Origin of the sequence: Listeria floridensis FSL S10-1187 (assembly GCF_000525875.1) — a bacterium.
Classification (GTDB): Bacteria; Bacillota; Bacilli; order Lactobacillales; family Listeriaceae; genus Listeria; species Listeria floridensis.
Genome location: NZ_AODF01000001.1, coordinates 1 through 16,400 on the forward strand (window position 1 = coordinate 1; position 16,400 = coordinate 16,400).

At 40.6% G+C, this 16,400-nt stretch carries 19 protein-coding genes and 3 pseudogenes; 6 read left to right on the forward strand and 16 right to left on the reverse strand.

Features of this window, described 5'->3' with window-relative positions; all coding sequences use genetic code 11:
- A pseudogene (locus MFLO_RS16095) lies at positions 1-279 on the forward strand (ABC transporter permease); the annotation flags it as partial.
- On the opposite strand, the pseudogene MFLO_RS00005 reads toward MFLO_RS16095, so the two are convergent.
- Positions 273-1,551, reverse strand: a pseudogene (locus tag MFLO_RS00005) (ABC transporter permease). The pseudogenes MFLO_RS16095 and MFLO_RS00005 sit on opposite strands and share 7 nt — an antisense overlap.
- Positions 1,538-2,288 (reverse strand): annotated as a pseudogene (locus MFLO_RS00010) (ABC transporter ATP-binding protein). Before MFLO_RS00010 ends, MFLO_RS00005 begins: the two co-directional pseudogenes overlap by 14 nt.
- Before the next feature lie 163 nt (positions 2,289-2,451).
- Here MFLO_RS00010 and MFLO_RS00015 point away from each other — a divergent pair.
- The 4 genes from MFLO_RS00015 (at position 2,452) to MFLO_RS00030 (ending at position 5,020) form a co-directional block, all read left to right on the forward strand.
- Positions 2,452-2,874, forward strand: a complete 423-nt coding sequence (locus MFLO_RS00015) for an HIT family protein (RefSeq protein WP_036095415.1) — start codon at positions 2,452-2,454, stop codon at positions 2,872-2,874.
- 49 nt (positions 2,875-2,923) lie between these two features.
- On the forward strand, positions 2,924-3,286 hold the full coding sequence (locus tag MFLO_RS00020; protein ID WP_036095416.1) for a YtxH domain-containing protein: 363 nt from the start codon (positions 2,924-2,926) through the stop codon (positions 3,284-3,286).
- A gap of 188 nt (positions 3,287-3,474) precedes the next feature.
- Positions 3,475-4,014, forward strand: coding sequence for a metalloprotease family protein (locus tag MFLO_RS00025; RefSeq protein ID WP_036095418.1), 540 nt, complete (start codon positions 3,475-3,477; stop codon positions 4,012-4,014).
- A 130-nt stretch (positions 4,015-4,144) separates the two neighbouring features.
- Positions 4,145-5,020 (forward strand): peptidylprolyl isomerase, encoded by an 876-nt coding sequence (locus tag MFLO_RS00030; protein ID WP_036095964.1) that lies wholly within the window; start codon positions 4,145-4,147, stop codon positions 5,018-5,020.
- Positions 5,021-5,126: 106 nt separating this feature from the next.
- Here the strand turns inward: MFLO_RS00030 and MFLO_RS00035 are convergent, their stop codons facing one another.
- From MFLO_RS00035 to MFLO_RS16100, 6 genes are all read right to left on the reverse strand, one after another.
- Positions 5,127-5,585: a VOC family protein gene (locus MFLO_RS00035; protein ID WP_036095420.1), complete on the reverse strand. Its 459-nt coding sequence runs from the start codon at positions 5,583-5,585 to the stop codon at positions 5,127-5,129.
- A 142-nt stretch (positions 5,586-5,727) separates the two neighbouring features.
- Positions 5,728-6,675, reverse strand: a complete 948-nt coding sequence (yhaM, locus tag MFLO_RS00040; RefSeq protein WP_036095423.1) for a 3'-5' exoribonuclease YhaM — start codon at positions 6,673-6,675, stop codon at positions 5,728-5,730.
- A gap of 38 nt (positions 6,676-6,713) precedes the next feature.
- The gene (locus tag MFLO_RS00045; RefSeq protein ID WP_051993332.1) at positions 6,714-8,621 is read right to left on the reverse strand and encodes an AAA family ATPase; all 1,908 of its coding nucleotides are present in this window, start codon (positions 8,619-8,621) and stop codon (positions 6,714-6,716) included.
- Between the two features lie 193 nt (positions 8,622-8,814).
- Positions 8,815-9,429 carry an AAA family ATPase gene (locus MFLO_RS14360; protein ID WP_051993334.1) on the reverse strand — a complete coding sequence of 205 codons (615 nt, stop codon included), beginning with the start codon at positions 9,427-9,429 and terminating at the stop codon, positions 8,815-8,817.
- Between the two features lie 138 nt (positions 9,430-9,567).
- Positions 9,568-10,539, reverse strand: a complete 972-nt coding sequence (locus MFLO_RS00050) for a metallophosphoesterase family protein (protein WP_241433472.1) — start codon at positions 10,537-10,539, stop codon at positions 9,568-9,570.
- Positions 10,508-10,657: a hypothetical protein gene (locus MFLO_RS16100; RefSeq protein ID WP_241433473.1), complete on the reverse strand. Its 150-nt coding sequence runs from the start codon at positions 10,655-10,657 to the stop codon at positions 10,508-10,510. Before MFLO_RS16100 ends, MFLO_RS00050 begins: the two co-directional genes overlap by 32 nt.
- Before the next feature lie 136 nt (positions 10,658-10,793).
- Between MFLO_RS16100 and MFLO_RS00055 the strand changes: the two genes are divergently transcribed.
- The gene (locus MFLO_RS00055; RefSeq protein ID WP_036095425.1) at positions 10,794-11,126 is read left to right on the forward strand and encodes an NUDIX hydrolase; all 333 of its coding nucleotides are present in this window, start codon (positions 10,794-10,796) and stop codon (positions 11,124-11,126) included.
- A 302-nt stretch (positions 11,127-11,428) separates the two neighbouring features.
- Here MFLO_RS00055 and MFLO_RS00060 read toward each other — a convergent pair whose 3' ends face one another.
- The 8 genes from MFLO_RS00060 to MFLO_RS00085 form a co-directional block, all read right to left on the reverse strand.
- The gene (locus MFLO_RS00060; protein ID WP_036095427.1) at positions 11,429-11,776 is read right to left on the reverse strand and encodes a YlbF/YmcA family competence regulator; all 348 of its coding nucleotides are present in this window, start codon (positions 11,774-11,776) and stop codon (positions 11,429-11,431) included.
- 70 nt (positions 11,777-11,846) lie between these two features.
- Positions 11,847-12,383: a DUF445 family protein gene (locus tag MFLO_RS16680; RefSeq protein WP_277619750.1), complete on the reverse strand. Its 537-nt coding sequence runs from the start codon at positions 12,381-12,383 to the stop codon at positions 11,847-11,849.
- A 13-nt stretch (positions 12,384-12,396) separates the two neighbouring features.
- Positions 12,397-12,981 (reverse strand): DUF445 domain-containing protein, encoded by a 585-nt coding sequence (locus MFLO_RS16685; protein WP_277619751.1) that lies wholly within the window; start codon positions 12,979-12,981, stop codon positions 12,397-12,399.
- A gap of 128 nt (positions 12,982-13,109) precedes the next feature.
- A complete protein-coding gene (fumC, locus tag MFLO_RS00070; protein ID WP_036095429.1) occupies positions 13,110-14,474 on the reverse strand; it encodes a class II fumarate hydratase in 1,365 nt (454 codons plus the stop codon).
- A 38-nt stretch (positions 14,475-14,512) separates the two neighbouring features.
- Positions 14,513-14,785 (reverse strand): hypothetical protein, encoded by a 273-nt coding sequence (locus tag MFLO_RS16105; RefSeq protein WP_241433474.1) that lies wholly within the window; start codon positions 14,783-14,785, stop codon positions 14,513-14,515.
- The gene (locus tag MFLO_RS00075; RefSeq protein ID WP_241433475.1) at positions 14,778-15,302 is read right to left on the reverse strand and encodes an ABC transporter permease subunit; all 525 of its coding nucleotides are present in this window, start codon (positions 15,300-15,302) and stop codon (positions 14,778-14,780) included. Before MFLO_RS00075 ends, MFLO_RS16105 begins: the two co-directional genes overlap by 8 nt.
- Positions 15,299-16,204, reverse strand: coding sequence for an ABC transporter ATP-binding protein (locus tag MFLO_RS00080; protein WP_036095431.1), 906 nt, complete (start codon positions 16,202-16,204; stop codon positions 15,299-15,301). The genes MFLO_RS00075 and MFLO_RS00080 overlap by 4 nt, the downstream gene beginning before the upstream one ends.
- On the reverse strand, positions 16,201-16,398 hold the full coding sequence (locus MFLO_RS00085) for a PLD nuclease N-terminal domain-containing protein (protein ID WP_036095432.1): 198 nt from the start codon (positions 16,396-16,398) through the stop codon (positions 16,201-16,203). Before MFLO_RS00085 ends, MFLO_RS00080 begins: the two co-directional genes overlap by 4 nt.
- Positions 16,399-16,400: the final 2 nt, after the last annotated feature.

Below are 16,400 nucleotides of genomic sequence, written 5' to 3' on the forward strand. Positions count from 1 at the left end.
TTTATCTATTTAACTGGCTTTCAGTTTATACCAATGCTGCGGCATTTTGACGGACAGATTATGCTCAAGCTGTATCCGATTCAAGATCATTCAGAAAGCGTAGTTTTATTCACTTCATTCGAATTTTATTAGTCTTTCTAGGCGATTCTATTCGGCATCATCGGAATTGCACAAAATGGATCAATCGGTGGTTTAGTCATTCTTGGTGTGAATCTTGCGTTTGTCGTAGTTTTTTCATTCTTGTATATTCCGTTTCGCGTTAAAAAAATGTATCAATAGACGTAAAAAAACCGATCTGCCCTGCGGGGCAGATCGGTTTTTTTTACGTCTATTGATACATTTTTTTTAACGCGAAACGGAATATACAAGAATGAAAAAACTACGACAAACGCAAGATTCACACCAAGAATGACTAAACCACCGATTGATCCATTTTGTGCAATTCCGATGATGCCGAATAGAATCGCCTGAAAGACTAATAAAATTCGAATGAAGTGAATAAAACTACGCTTTCTGAAATGATCTTGAATCGGATACAGCTTGAGCATAATCTGTCCGTCAAAATGCCGCAGCATTGGTATAAACTGAAAGCCAGTTAAATAGATAAATAACAATGAAAAAACTATGTTCAAATAAAAGCCTTGAACAAAAATTAATAAAATCAAGGCTATTACTGTCAGCCTTACATAAAGACCTACATACTCATTTGTCCTGACAAACGTACGGCTAAATAAATACGCAAAAGTTTTGCGCTTCGCATAAGGAATCGGCCGATAAAGAAAATCCAAATACGCACGTCGTCTCACAGTTCCTTTCAAGTGTGGGACATCGGTGAACAAATTGACAAGTCTATAAAAGCGATTCATGCGCGCTTCTTCTTTATCTACTAAATATTCAAATCGAAGTGTCTTTCCTTTTGCTAGTCCACGGATAATGTAGTAACTTCCGCCAAGCAAAACAAGCACAGCCGGAATCGTCCAAATGAACGAAAACGCAAGGACTAAGTAAATGGCAAGTGCACTGATAAGCACGCGCACAAACATCCATGTTGTATCATTATTATCAAGTTTAGCGGTCTCAAAACCCGCATAAACATTCCAGGCTTTAACAAGAAGAAGCATAATAAAGAGTCCGATAAAGCGGCTGTAATGAAAGCCTGTCACTGCTGTGTACATCGGCATACAAACTAATAATACGATCGCAAACAGATAGCTTTGCATCACAATACTTATTCGTTTTGCCCTTTCAAAGTACTTTAACATTTCTGTTTCTTTCACAATCAAATAGACCGTATCCGGTCGTTTAAGTAGCGTCACAAGCGAAGCAAAACAAAGGGAAGCTGTAAGTAGTACCACCATTAAAGGCACGGCTGGGAAAGACGGCTGAATATGTTTCACCCAGTCAGCATAGTAAAAAAATGCCCGCCCCAATACCGATTATCAGCACAAAAAGCAAGTGATCGTTGAACATATAACGGAGATATTTATTCAACTCATCGGTATAAGAACTGAATCGTTTTTTAAAGAGAGTAATGCTGTCAAATTTCTTCATCAGCTTCCTCTTCCTTCGTTAGTTGGATATAAATCTCATCAAGAGATGCCCCGTCCATCCCAAATTGTGCTTGCAGTTCTAAAAGCGTTCCTTTCGCACGGATTTCGCCTTGATGCAAAATAATAAACGCATCACAATATTTTTCAGCCGTTGCAAGAATATGCGTCGACATCAAAATACTTGCGCCCTTATCCCGCATTTCGCGAATCCAGCCGAGTAACGATTGAATTCCCAGTGGATCGAGTCCGACAAAAGGTTCATCAATAATGTAAAGCTTCGGCTCAACTAAAAAAAGCCGACATGATCATAACTTTTTGCTTCATCCCTTTAGAGAAATGTGCAGGGAACCAGTTGAGTTTCTTCTCTAAACGAAACTCTTTTAGGAGTGGACTCATCCGCGTTTTAAACTCTTCCTCAGAAAGTCCGTAAGCCATCGCAGTCAGTTCAAGATGCTCATAAAGCGTTAATTCTTCGTATAAAACGGGTGTTTCTGGGATGTAAGAAAATTGAGAACGATACTGTTCCACATCTTCTGTCAGTTCATGACCATTGATCCGTATTTTGCCTTCTTTCGGCTGCATCAATCCCGTAATATGTTTAATCGTTGTACTTTTTCCTGCACCATTCAAACCGATCAAACCGATAATTTGTTTTTCTTCAATGTCAAAAGAGATATCTTTTAAGACAGGGCGCTTCGTGTATCCCCCTGTTAAATGTTCGACTTCTAGTATGGACATTCCAGTCACAGCCTCCTTTATAATTTAATTGGGCTATTTTAATAATAGCATATTTACCCATAAACTTCTCATAATTATTTATCACAATTACATGCTTTTCGTTTTTTTTTTATGGTAAATTAAAAGAAGAGACATTCTGAAATAATAGAAAGGTGGCCTTGCTATGGAAGATTGTATTTTTTGTAAGATCATTCGTGGAGAAATCCCTTCTGAAAAGATTTATGAAGACGATGAAGTCCTTGCATTCCTTGACTTAGGTCAAGTTACAAAAGGACACACACTTATCATCCCTAAAAAGCATGTACGCAACGTTTTTGATTTGCCGCCTGAAACTGCCGCGGAAATTTTCCGACGTGTTCCTAAAATTGCAGGTGCTTTAAAAGAAGCGTTTCCGCTTGAAGGTTTGAATGTAATAAACAACAATGAAGAAGTCGCTTCTCAAACCGTCTTTCATTATCACGTCCATTTAATTCCACGTTATTCGAAAAACAAGGATGATTTTGGCTTTAAATGGAAAGACAATTCCAATACTTACAGCGCCGAAGATTTTAAAGCCCGCGCTGAGGCTATCAAAGCACATCTCTAGCATTCATAATTGTAAAAGAGCTGTTATCAATCGAAGGAGCTGGTAATTCATGAATAAAAAATCATTATTTTTAGGAGCACTTATCGGCGCCGCTACCGGTGCTGTCACTTCAATTTTGCTCGCGCCGAAATCTGGAAAAGAATTTCGTCAAGACATTATCGAAAAATCGGGTGAAGCTTCTGTCATCCTAAAGGAACTTGCATATAATGCAAATGAGCTGATGCAATCTGTACAAGTACTAAGTTCTGAAGGCTCTACATTAATCAAAGATGTATCAAGCGATATCATGGAATCGGTTTCCAAGTGGAACGAAGAAATGGAACCTGAAAAGAAACGTTTGAAAGATGAGATTAAAGATATGCAACGGACTATCTCTGATCTTGAAAAAACCTTGAAAAAAGACAATAAATAAGTTTAACGCCAAGCTTCTATTCGACTTGAAGCTTGGCGTTTTCTCATTTCTTCATCATTTTTCTGCTGTTATTTCATTCGCCTTATTTCCGACATATTTTATTCTTTTTTACGAAAAAGGGTTGAAATCCATAAAAAGACGGCATACAATACAAATACAAACTGATCTAAAAATGGAGGAACGTGATCATGCGCTGCTTGAAATCTGTGAATACAGACCGTCGTGATGCTTATCATCGTGCCGTATTAAAGGGAGTTTTAAGCTGGTTTTTCATGCTTTGCCTTTTGTTCCTGATTCACAACTTTTTCGTCCCGGGAGAATTTTCTCCAAAATACAATGGGATCGCCTTTTTAGGGCTTGTCTTGCTTTACCCGATTCATAAAGGACTGCATATTTTGGCTTCGTTCAAGTATCGTTCCGGCATGGAAATAAATCTTATCCGTCGGTTTTACATCGTACCTTGTATCCAGGTTCGTGTAAAAAGTGTAATTCCGAAAGGCTACTATTTATTTTCATTATTATTTCCGTTTTTCTTCATTTTAGCTTTGCTTGTGTTATGGGCACTTTTCATTCCCATTTGGAATTCACCAGTATTTTTAATATTGCTGGCAGCCCATATTGGAATGAGTTATCCGGATTTTATTATCGCTAATAATCTTAGGAACTTACCTAAAAACTGCTTTGTTGAAGATGCGAAGCGCGGTTATTCGATTTTAATTTCGGATTAAATGGAATGTAAATGAGAAAATAATTAAATTTTTGACATATTTTCTTTTTTTTACTTCTTTTTATGTTATGATATGATAGGATTAAAGAGGTTATCTCAATCAACTAAGGAGAGTGTATGTTTTAATGAATATCAAAAAGAAAGCAGCATTAGGGATTGTTTCTGCGATGGCAGTTGTTGGATTAACAGCTTGCGGTAATGGCGGAGATGTAGTAAAAACGGATGACGGGAACGTCACAAAAGATGAACTTTATACGGCAATGAAGGACAAATATGGTAGTCAAACGGTTCAACAATTGACTTTCCAAAAAGTTCTTGAAAAGAAATACAAGGTTTCTGATAAAGAAATCGACGCTAAAGTAAAAGAGTATAAAGATCAATATGGCGATCAATTCTCATCAGTTTTAGCACAAAGTGGCTTAACTGAAGACAGCTTCAAAGAAAATATCAAGTACAACATGCTTGTTCAAAAAGCTACTGAAGCAGACATCAAAACAGATGACAAAACTCTAAAAGAGTACTACAAGACTTGGCAACCAGATATCACTGTACGTCATATCTTAGTTGAAAAGGAAGCTACAGCTAAAGAAATCGAACAAAAACTTAAAGATGGTGGTAAGTTCGCTGATTTAGCTAAAGAATATTCAACTGATACAAGCACAAAAGAAGATGGCGGTCTTCTTCCAGCATTCGGACCTGGAAAAATGGACCCAGCATTTGAAAAAGCAGCTTATGCCCTTAAGAAAAAAGGCGACATCAGTGCTCCTGTGAAATCGCAATATGGTTACCACATCATTCAAATGGAAAAACCAGCTTCAAAAACTACGTTTGAAAAAGACAAAAAAGCTGTAAAAGCAGCTTATCTTGCTTCTCAAGTAACACAAGAAAACATGCAAAAAACTTTGGAAAAAGTTTATAAAGATGCAGGTATTAAAGTAGAAGATAAAGACTTGAAAGATGCTTTCAGCAGCTACACTTCTTCAAGTAAATCTTCAAGCAGCAAATAATAAAAAAAGTCAGCCTGAAAAATCAGGCTGACTTTTTTTATCCAATGAAATAAATATTAAACATTTTCACTAGTGATCAAGCCGGTTTTTCATCAGACGCTCCAGTTTACATGCCAAGTTTTGAATAAGGCTGAGAATGAAGCATCCATGAAATGCCGTATTTATCAACAAATTCGCCCATTTTTCCGCCCCAAAACTGGGATTCAAACGGCATTCTGACATCTACCGTATTGGATGCAGCAATTTTGCTGAAAAATTCATCCGCTTCTTTAGCCGCCTTTTCATCTTCACTGTTCACATCAAGCATAATCGAAATTTGATTCCCGCTTTCAAGCTTTCTGCCAAAACTATCCGAACAAAATAGATTTGCTCCAAGAACTGTAAAACCACCATGAATCGTTGTATTGGCAAGCGCTTCATCAGACATTTCAGGCATTCCGAAATTTTTCGCTTGTTCTTTTTCTACAGGCATTCGCATGATGTTCGTTGCTCCAAAAACTTCTTCATAATACTCAAGTGCTTCTTTTGTGTTCTCAAAATTTAAATATGGGTATAAATTCGCCATATTCCCATCCCCCATTTTTCAAAAATTTGTCTAGCACGATAAGTTTACCCGAATCTTCCAGTTTTAACCAAACAAAAACACTTCTTACAAGCTGCTTTAAAAAAATCATTCCGTGATCAGCTGCTTGCAAGAAGTGTTGGTTTTACATTTCGTCAAAACTCGGGCGATAAAACGAGCGATTATCGAGTCCGAAAACCCGTTCAGTAAACTCTCCTGGTTTAGTGTGGCGCAGTGCCTTATCCATCATGTTCATCGTAGCATCCATCAAGTCGATTTGATGCAGAATTTCCGCTTCACGAACAAGCGGCGGCTTCGGACTGCCCCATTCGCCTTTGCCGTGATGAGCAAGCAGAACGTGTTTCAATACGACAACCTCTTCCCCATCAATGCCAAGCTCATCTGCCATCTTGCTTACTTCTTCCACGACGATGGAAATGTGGCCGATTAAGTTGCCTTCCAGTGTATAGGTTGTGGATACCGGACCGGAAAGTTCGATTACTTTTCCAAGGTCATGCAAAATGACACCCGCGTAAAGCAAGTCGCGATTCACATGTGGATAAAGATCTGAAATTGATTTTGCGAGCCTAAGCATTGATACAACGTGAAAGCTGAGCCCAGATACAAATTCATGATGATGACGAACTGCTGCAGGATACTCAAAGAAAGCATCCTGATACTTTTTAATCAGCGAACGAGTAATTCGCTGCAAGTTTGCATTTTTCATTTCGAAAATGTATTGCGTAATTTCATCCGACATTTCATCTTTATCCACTGGAGCGGTCTCCATAAACTCACTCGCACTTACGTTATCAAGCGGTGTTGCAAGCCGAATTTGTCTAATTTTAAGCTGCTTGCGTCCCCGATAATTTTGAATTTCACCAGCAATATGGACGATCTGTTCCGCCGCATAGGCTGTTTCATCCGTTTCAGACACATCCCATAGTTTTGCTTCGATTTCACCCGATTTATCTTGCAGCATCAATGTCAAGAAAGGTTTTCCGTTGCTTGCGATTCCTTTTGTGCTGGATTTGATCAGTAAAAATAGATCAACACTTTCTCCAACATCATGCAGCAATAATTTTTTATCCATTCAGATCGCCTACTTTCTCTGCTTCAGAGTTCTTTTCTTTAGTATAGCATGAGTACTGCGTTATCGGAAAAATATTTGCTAGTTTCCTTATGACACGTAAAAAACAAAATTTGGTTCTTCGTTTTCCGATACTTCAAAAGCTCCATTAAAAGTTCTAACCGGTGCGCATCAAAATTGACAAAGCCGTCATCAATTACGATCGGCAACGGATAATCCTCAGCAATCGTTTCAATTAAAGCCAGCCGAACCGCCAAATAAAGCTGTTCCTTTGTCGCTTGACTGAGTTCCTCTGGCTTAAAGATCACCTTATCTTCTCTTAAAACTTCGAGCCGCTTCGATTCATTAAACATTACCTTCTGATAGCGATCGCCTGTCAGTTTTGAAAAGTAATTTGACGACAGCTCTAGCGCCTTAGGAAATTTAGTTTCTTGGAGATGACCAACCGTATTTTCAACCAACTGCTGTGCCAGCTTCAAAATAATCCATTCATCCGCTAATCCTTGCAGTTTATCACGCTCCATATAAAATTCTTGTGTTAAAAGGGAAAACGTTCCGCCTTCCTCAAGAACTGCAAGCTCATGGCGTTTTTCCGCGCGCTTGCGTTCAAATTCTACTTGCTCGCTTTCCAGCCTACTAAGCTGTTCACGAAGCTTCAATTCCCGCTCCTTCAAAGCTGCAAAAGCCTCATAATCCTTAAACTTTAGTGTTTCTGGAATTTGAGCCGATAGCAGCGTAAATCGTTCGCGAATCGCGGCCAGCTCTTTTGCTCGAAACCCTTTAGCTCGAAAATCGGCTTCCGTTTCTGCACTAGCTTCATCAAGTAACTGCTTCATTTCTTCCTGCATTTTCCGCAAATCACGAAGCGCTAAATCCAGTTCGGCTTCAACCTGCTCTAATTTTTCTTCATTTTTAGCTGCAAAAGCCATGTTTTCACGATAAACCGCAAGTTTTTGCCGCAAAACCGCCACACTTTCCTCCGGCGTTTCCGAAAGCTCGCCGAATTCCCCCAAATCTGCTTCCCACTTTTGTAAAAATGCGCGCCCGGTTCGACTTCTCTCCGCAAGATCCTGACTGCGCTCAAGTTTAAACTGGTCTTCCCTTAGTCGCGCCAAGTCTGCTTCAAACTCGCCTTGCGGACTAACGCCAAGCTCCGCATAAAATTCCTGCCTTTTCCCTTCAAGACGTAAAAGCTCTTTTTCTGCCGCTTCAAGCGCTCCTTCTCGTTCGGCAAGTCCTAACAAGAGCGCATCCAATTTCCCAAGCAAATTTTTCCATTTTGCCCGGTAGCGCTTCTGTTCTTCAAAAGCCGTCTGCGCCTGATGATTATCTTGTTTCGGCTTCCGCACAAACATTACCGCCAAAAGCACAATAAAACTCGTGATTGCAAGCAGATACGTCCAGATTCCTGGCCAAAAAATAGCAGCCCCTGCACCGAAAACAAGATACAAAACGGCGAAAGGCAGCGGCTGCGCCGCTGCCTTTTCAGCCTTGCCCAGTTCCGCTTCATGCTTTTGATATTCACTTCTTGGCCACATCACAGCTTCAAGTTCATCAATTTCTTGTTGAACCCGCGCTTCTTCTTTTTTCTCAAGCTGTACATCAAACTGCAATTCTTGAACTTGTTTTTGCTCCTCACGTAGTCGCTCAGCAATTTCATCAGCATCTTTACCAAGCAATTTTTGAAGTCGTGGCAAAAGAGATGTATCCACTTTAAAACTCAATCCGCTGTTTAGCTTACCCTGTTCAAACTCTCGTTCCTGTTCCTGCTCCTTACGTTCTCTATAAACCCGATACGTTTCAAGTAGTTGCTCAATCGCTTTCGCTTCCTCTTCATCAAGCCCAAGTGATTGCTTCCTCTCTATTGAAAGGCTTTTCCGCCGTTCTTCAAATTGAAGTTTTTCATTATTTCGCTCACTGAATCGCTGCGCGAGCTGATCATAGCGCAAAAGCCCATCCGGCGGAAAGTCTGTCTCATCCTGAAGTTCCTTTAAGAGTGCTTCCCGCTCCGCATATAACGGCCATTTCTCCTTTACACGTTCAAGTTCTGCGAGTTCAATGAGTACCCCGCGTTTTTCTTCAAGCCGCTCCTCATCTTGCTCCGTTAAAAACGTTAAGTCTTTTACGATCGTCGCATAATTTTCATTTTTTTTGTTTGGAAGAAAGATATGCCTGATGACGCTTCTTTACGCTTGTTAGGACTTGGTTAATTTGGGGCTTCTTCCCGCTTGGCTTAAAAAGATTTTCCAATTTTTTATTCAGTTCGTCATTTGTTCTAAGCAGCGTATCCGAACCTGAGCTACCAGTTGCGAGCAAATATTTTTCAAATTCATCTTGCTTCAGTTGCCCAATTTGTTGCAACCCATGAATGTTGAATGAAAATATCGCTTCATACATTCCGCGATCCATTCCATTTAAAAGCTCATTTAGTTCCGCTTCCCCGCGTACCGTCCCATCCTCCAAATAGAGTGCCACATCTCCGGCCGACTTACCACGCAAGCGCTCCACGACAACCGTGCCAAATACAGTATCCTGAAGTGTAATTCTTCCACCATAAGCCCCTTTATTCTTCGGTTCCATACGCAAATTCTGACTTTGCCGCACAGGGAATCCAAATAATATGCTATGAATAAATGCCATCATCGTTGACTTTCCAGCTTCATTTTCACCGAAAATCATTTGAAAGTCCGAAAAGCCATCAAATTTTGCATTTGACCACTTACCGAATCCGATAATTTCCATTGCACTGATTCTCATCTGTCTGCCTCCTCTACCTCATGATAGACTTCCCCAAGGCGCTTAACTGCTTCTTTCAAAAGTACGGCTTTCTTTTCAGAATCAATTTCCGCCAAATACCTGCGCAATCCAGCATGAAAATATAGCGGCTCGATTGTTTTAAAAAAACGTTTCGTCTTCCATTAATTCAGCCAGAGAAGCATCCAATTCATCCGCTAAAAACTGACCTTGATACCATTTATCTGAAACAGCTTGATTTTTCTCAATGAACCGAAGTGTATTTATCCAAACAAAAGGACTCTCAGTTCGCATTTCTTCAAAAAGCTGCAACCACTCATCCGCATCAAATTTTGATGCTTGTTCTGTTACAATCTCAAGGTCGATAACATAGGAACAAAGCGTATCCCGATAAGTTTGAAACAGCTCATCTGTTGCGCGGTAAATCTCCGTCCGGTCGGCTTTTCCTTCCAAAACAATCTGCTTTTTTTCCCACATGACAGGCGCTGTTTCAAAAAAAGAGAAGGTTGCTCCCATCTCGGAAAGTTCAACAATCGTTCCACCTTTCGCTCCCGTTTCCTTCTTGCTTCGTCCTTGAATATTTCCCGGGTAATAAATTCCCGGCTGACTTGAAAGAATTTCACGTTTGTGGATGTGTCCGAGTGCCCAATAATCGAAACCTTTTTGTTTCATTTCTTTCAGTCCAAATGGCGCATAGACATCATGCTCGCTCGCTTTTGTCTCCTCCGAGCCGTGCAAAAGAGCAATATGAAAATCTGCATCACCGTGTTTACGATAGTCCCCAAGTCGATTTTCACGAATATGACGCTTATCGTAGCTGAATCCGTAAAAATGGATCTTTGTTCCAGTAGGACTTTGCCACGGCACACAGCTTACATCACTTGAAAACGTGTGAACATTTTTCGGAAGTTCCAATCTATCTCGCTCTTGTTCTAGAAAATCATGATTCCCATGAATGAGAAAAACATCAATTCGAGCCTCTTCAAGCCGCTTCATTTCCTTATAAAATTGGACTTGCGCTTTAATGCTTTGATCTTCCTTATCATAAATATCACCAGCGATTAAAACGAATTCAACTCGTTCAGAAATCGCGTGTGAAATTATTTTTTCCAAGCGATCTTGCGGCAGCATCTTGAAGCTCGCTATAAATTTCTTCTGGAAGCAAACTCAGCCCCGCAAAAGGACTATCTAAGTGCAGATCGGCAATATGTAAAAAACGAATTTTCGTCATCCATTAAGCCTCCAAATCGAATATATGTTCTAATTATACCAGTCAGAATATATTTGGCAAGCGTGAAAATGATCTATTCAATCTAACTTCTTTTATGATAAAATTATAGTAAGGAGATAGCTAGGGAGGAAACTACATGAAGAACTGGAATAAATCTTTTGGGGTCTACGCACTCTTCGTAAAAGATCAGCAAATATTTACTGTGATCCGCCAAAACGGAGCTTTCCAACACAAGTATGATTTACCAGGAGGCTTCCTGATGGAAGAAGAAATGCTGCATGACGCATTAAAAAGGCATTTACGGGGGTATGATGCTTTTCCTGAAAGAATTAAAAGTATGGGTACATTTGATTTCTTAGTCGACCACAACATGAAAGGCAAAAAAAATATTGCATCAAGTTTGCGCTTTATTTCTAGTAGATTTAAATTTTTCAAAAGAACAGCCTATTTCATTAATTTGGGCCGATGAAAAAGAACCGCCGCAAAAATTCCTGTTTTTGCCGCTTGATAAAATAACAGAAACTACCGCTTCGCCAATCTTGCAAAAAGCGAAAGAACTCGCTTACGAGATGGAAGCAAAGGCTTATTTATAAAAATAAAAACGATACGTTCTATCTAAATTCTAAAACACATGCAGACGTTGTAATACGGACTTGCATGTGTTTTTCGTCATCTGTATTTTTCAGTCTAAAAAGGCACTCCTATAAATTGCGCAACAAAAAAGCACTTACTTCCTCAGGTCAACTGAAGAAGCAAGTGCTTTTACTAAACTTATTTGACTTCGTAAAGATCTTGGAGTGGCATCATAATAATGCGGTTCAAATCATTAATAATCGTGCTCATCGCTTGTTCTTTTTCCATTAACGCAAGAATCACAGCATTTTGCTGTACTTCTTCCGCAATTTTTTGAGCTTTATCAACCGTTTCATCGTCAATTTCTTGACCAGTCATTTGTTTTTCTTGAATTGTTACTTGAATTTCACGGAAGCGATCAAACTTTTCTTTTGCTTCTTGATCACTATTTACATCTGCATAAGCAGCTTGAAGCGCCTTAAATTCTTCTGTTTCGCGAATACCGCGTTCCAAACCATGTGCTAAATCATAAATATTTTCGCTCATTGATTAATCCTCCACAAGTTAAATTATTTCTTCCTCTACTATAACAAAACTGGAAAAGAGAAGCTAGGCATTACATCCAAATCGCCAGAATCCCTTGAATAATTCCTATTAATCCGCCAAGAAATCCACCCAAATAGGTGATCATTTTTAACTCTTTTCCGGAAATATCGACAACAATCTGTTCTACTTCTGCCAAAGAAAAAGTCGAAATTTGTTTTTCGATCAGCGCCGCGATTTCGAGCCGATTCAAAATATCTGCGCTATGATTCGATGCAAAGTCTAGCAGCCGTTCGACGACATACGGAATGATGTGGTCTGAAATTTGAACTTGGTATTTCGCCAAATTTTCCTGAAGCGGCCGATTGAGCCACTTCTCACCTGCAAGAAAAGCACGGCTTTCCATTTTCATCTGCATCAACAGTTCCGCTTTCTTTTCCTCCGAGAGCACATCCGCGAGCTTCTTATCCAGCAAATGATGCCACTCTGCCACAAGCATAGTTTCAATGGTTACCTTCATTTCCGGTCGAAGCAGCATTTTTTCAAGTTCGCTTTGCGCTTTTTCCGTAAGAGTATCCAAGTTCAAAAACATCTTTGCAAAGCTGCCCATCTTGCCATGCTGCTCAAAAAAAAGTTTGCAGCATCACTCGAATTTGATTACCCCCAGCCTCGCTTTTGACATAGGCAGAAGCCCGATCAATTCCCATCTCAGAAATATCCGGCACATTTTTCACCAAATAAGCATCTAGCGCTTCCGGTACGATCGACTTAAGCTCCTCATTTTCTTTCTCCGCCAAAAATCGTTCTGCTTCACTTGCAGCTTTCTCAGAAACCCAATCTGCGAGTCGTTCTTTTCCATTTTCAAAACCCGCTAATTCCGCCAGCTCATCAGGTGTTGTTTCAAGCGCCATTTTTTCCTTAAAAAGCTCCTGAGCCGTTTGCACAATCCCTGTTTGAAGTCCTTCATCCTTCAATTTCGTTTGAATCATATCGCCCGTAAGCAGATGCCCCGTAATAACTTCTCCAATTTTCGAGGCCAGTTCATCGCGCCGTTTTGGAATCAATCCCGGTGTAAATGGGAGCCGCCACTTGCCAATATAAATCGCTTGATACGGTCTAAAGAGCATACGAATCGCAATAAAATTCGTCATTGCTCCGATAAAACCACCGATCAAGGCCATTAAAATGATTGATAAAAACACATTCATTTTTGCACCATCCTTTTAAAGTGGTTTTATTATAAGCCAAAAACAGCCGCGCAACAATGCCATTCCCCTAATTTCATTCTAAAGTCTGAACACAAAAAGTCGAGAAAGCAAACTTTCCCGACTTTTTCTTAAAGATTTGTCATTTTTAACGGATCAACCCATTCATCAAACTCTTCACCAGTCAAAAACCCTGATTTAACAGCTTCTTCGCGTAGTGTTGTTCCATTAGCATGAGCAGCTTTTGCAATTTGTGCCGCCTTTTCATACCCGATGTGCGGATTAAGTGCTGTAACAAGCATCAGTGAATTTTCAAGCTTCGTTTCGATAACATCACGATTTGCTTCAAGCCCGTAAAGCGTATGCATTCGGAACGAACGCATACCGTCTGAGAGAAGCCGTACCGATTGAATAAAATTAAAAATAATCACCGGCTTATACACATTCAGTTCAAGGTTTCCTTGACTGCTCGCCATATTAATCGTTGTATCATTTCCCATCACCTGAACAGCCACCATCGTAAGCGCCTCCGCTTGCGTTGGATTAACCTTCCCCGGCATAATCGAGCTACCCGGTTCATTCGCTGGAATCGTAATCTCGCCGATCCCGCTCCGCGGTCCGCTCGCAAGGAAGCGCACATCATTTGCCATTTTCATCAAGTCAGAAGCCAAACTGCGAAGTGCTCCGTGAGTATAATTCAGCGGGCTGTGGCTTGTCAGTGCAAAAAATTTGTTTTCATCCGAGCTAAACGGAATACCTGTTAATTTCTGAAGCTCGGCTGCCACTTTATCTCCAAAATTTCGTGAAGCATTAATGCCAGTCCCAACAGCCGTACCACCGATCGCAAGCGGAAGCAGCGCTTTAGAACTTTCTTCAATAAACTGCTTGGAGCGGCGGATCATCGCCTCATAACCGCTGATTTCTTGACCAAGCGTAAGCGGTGTTGCATCTTGCATGTGCGTTCGTCCAATTTTCACAATTTCCATAAACGCTTCTTTCTTTTCCTTTAGAACCGCTTCAAATTTATCAAGCTCAGGTAAAAGCATTTTATGTATCAACTGATAGGCGGCTATGTGCATTGCTGTCGGGAAGGTATCATTCGAACTCTGCGACATATTCACATCATCATTCGGATGAATATTCAGCCCGCTCTGCTCCTTCGCTACATATGCTACCACTTCATTCACATTCATATTCGTTTGTGTGCCGCTTCCCGTTTGATAGACAACAAGCGGAAAATGTTCATCCAGCTTCCCGCTGATAATCTCATCACAAGCCTTTGCAATTGCAGCTCTTTTGCCCTCATCGAGCTTTCCTTCCGCTGCATTCACTGCCGCACAGGCTTTCTTCAAAAATGCAAACGCATCAATCACTTCAAGCGGCATCTTATCCGTGCCGATCTTAAAATTTCTGAGGCTTCGCTCCGTTTGTGCTCCCCAAAATTTCGAAGCATCAACAGAAATTTCGCCAAACGTATCCTTTTCCATTCTTTCCACGGACAACCACTCCTTTTGACCAGTATAGCACATTTTTTCTAGTGATTTTCAGCCTGAAGCGGTTTTTTCTTCATCACAAAATACGTCGCAAAAAACAACCCGATAATCAGTAAAATCGTAAACCCGAAGCAAACCCCGAAATAATCAAGCCCTTTTCCCTCTGAAAGAAAATAAACCGCATTTTTACTTAAATACGCCGGATTAAACATTTGCCATTTTGCATCCACCGCTGTGATACTTGTTAAGATGAGTCCAAGGAGGACTGTGATACCCGCCGTAGCTGCCCCACTTTTAAAACTTGCGCTACACAAAATGACAACACCTATCAAAAAAGGCGAACCAAACGAAATAAATACCAAAAGCAAGACTGGCATGCCATATATTAAATTTGCCAAACAAGAGAAACGTATAGTAAGCCGAGAAAATGTAACCTGCCGTGAGAACACTGAAAGCCGCTACAAATTCGCTTATCCATTTTGAGCCGATGTAGCTTGCCATTCGAACAGGTCTTGTCATAATAAAGGCCAGCATTTCGCTCGAACGATCTGCCGAAATTGCCCCCATTGCCGCAATCGCAAAAATAATAATCCCCATTTGGTCATATTGAGATGCTAGTGTCTGTCCGAGAATGCTTTCCGGCGTTTGTTGCCCCATCAACTGAATGAGTGCATCTGGATTTTCAATACCGCCAACTGCCTTCAAAATCTCAGGCATATATTTCACTAACAGCGGTTGAGTTAATCCGAGAATAATAAACACAATCGGAAGCCAGATGATCTTTAATGTTCGCTTACTTTCGAGCCATTCTTTTCCAAGTAATGCCTTCATTTGCTCACCTTCTTCATGAAAACTTGTTCAAGACTTTCGTGAATATTTTCAAAACGCTCTACATCAAGCCCTGATTTAAGTGCTTCAGCAAGCAGCCATTCCCTCGCAGTTACAAGCTCTTTGGCATCAAACCTGCACAAATGTCCGATTCTTTCCGCCCGGTTCCATTTATCGTTTTGCTTCACTTTATCAAACCAAGCTTCCGGGTCTTGCACAAACTCAATTTCAAAAATCGAAGTACTGGCGTTTTGCTTGATCGCATCAAGTGAACTATCAAGCACAATTTCGCCTTGACGCATCATCGCAATGTGATCACAAATTTCCGCTGCATCTTGCAAAATATGCGTCGAAAATAAAATAGTCGTCTCCGACTTCAACGCTTCAATCAACGTGATCACTTCGCGCCGCCCGATCGGGTCAAGCGCCGAAACCGGTTCATCGAGCACAAGCAGTTTTGGCTTATGCAAAATGGCCTGCGCGATTCCAAGCCGCTGCCGCATTCCACCAGAATAACCAGCGATTTTCTTTTTTGCTTCATCCAAAAGCCCCACTTGCTCAAGCACCGCTATAATGCGTTCCTCAAGCTGTTTTCCCTTCATATTCGAAAGTTTGCCCATAAAGCGTAAGCATTCAAATGCCGTCATATAGCCATAGAACGAAGGATATTGTGGTAAATAGCCAATCTGTTGTCGCAACAAATGAATCGGCTTTTCATCAAGCAGAATCGTTCCGTTGTCCGGTTTCAAAATTTGCACGAGCATATTAATTAGCGTTGTCTTTCCAGCTCCGTTTGGACCGATGAGCGCCACACATTCCCCATCTTTTACGGAAAGAGAAACAGCCGAGACAGCCTTCTTGCTACCAAATTTTTTCGTTAAATTTTGAACCGCTAATGTCGTCATGCTTCTTTCCTTCCAAAAATAAAGTAAGCAATCGGACCAAATGTGCTAATAAATAAAATGACCAAAAGCCAAACTACAGGCGCCTTTCGAACATGCCAATTCCGCACCAGATCAACAAGAGCGACAATGAGCAGAATGACGTATAAAGCAGCAATTGGAAGCAGTAATAAAATATCTATCCCTGCAATTTTCATGA

Coding starts and splice junctions, on each gene's coding strand:
- MFLO_RS00025 (WP_036095418.1), top strand. CDS start 3,475: ATGCGCTGCTTGAAATCTGTGAATACAGACCGTCGTGATGCTTATCAT.
- MFLO_RS16100 (WP_241433473.1), bottom strand. CDS start 10,657: ATGACGAAAATTCGTTTTTTACATATTGCCGATCTGCACTTAGATAGT.
- MFLO_RS00035 (WP_036095420.1), bottom strand. CDS start 5,585: ATGGCGAATTTATACCCATATTTAAATTTTGAGAACACAAAAGAAGCA.
- MFLO_RS16680 (WP_277619750.1), bottom strand. CDS start 12,383: ATGGGCAGCTTTGCAAAGATGTTTTTGAACTTGGATACTCTTACGGAA.
- MFLO_RS00060 (WP_036095427.1), bottom strand. CDS start 11,776: ATGAGCGAAAATATTTATGATTTAGCACATGGTTTGGAACGCGGTATT.
- MFLO_RS00020 (WP_036095416.1), top strand. CDS start 2,924: ATGAATAAAAAATCATTATTTTTAGGAGCACTTATCGGCGCCGCTACC.
- MFLO_RS14360 (WP_051993334.1), bottom strand. CDS start 9,429: ATGAGAATCAGTGCAATGGAAATTATCGGATTCGGTAAGTGGTCAAAT.
- MFLO_RS00055 (WP_036095425.1), top strand. CDS start 10,794: ATGAAGAACTGGAATAAATCTTTTGGGGTCTACGCACTCTTCGTAAAA.
- yhaM (WP_036095423.1), bottom strand. CDS start 6,675: ATGGATAAAAAATTATTGCTGCATGATGTTGGAGAAAGTGTTGATCTA.
- MFLO_RS00085 (WP_036095432.1), bottom strand. CDS start 16,398: ATGAAAATTGCAGGGATAGATATTTTATTACTGCTTCCAATTGCTGCT.
- MFLO_RS00075 (WP_241433475.1), bottom strand. CDS start 15,302: ATGAAGGCATTACTTGGAAAAGAATGGCTCGAAAGTAAGCGAACATTA.
- MFLO_RS16685 (WP_277619751.1), bottom strand. CDS start 12,981: ATGAATGTGTTTTTATCAATCATTTTAATGGCCTTGATCGGTGGTTTT.
- MFLO_RS00015 (WP_036095415.1), top strand. CDS start 2,452: ATGGAAGATTGTATTTTTTGTAAGATCATTCGTGGAGAAATCCCTTCT.
- MFLO_RS00080 (WP_036095431.1), bottom strand. CDS start 16,204: ATGACGACATTAGCGGTTCAAAATTTAACGAAAAAATTTGGTAGCAAG.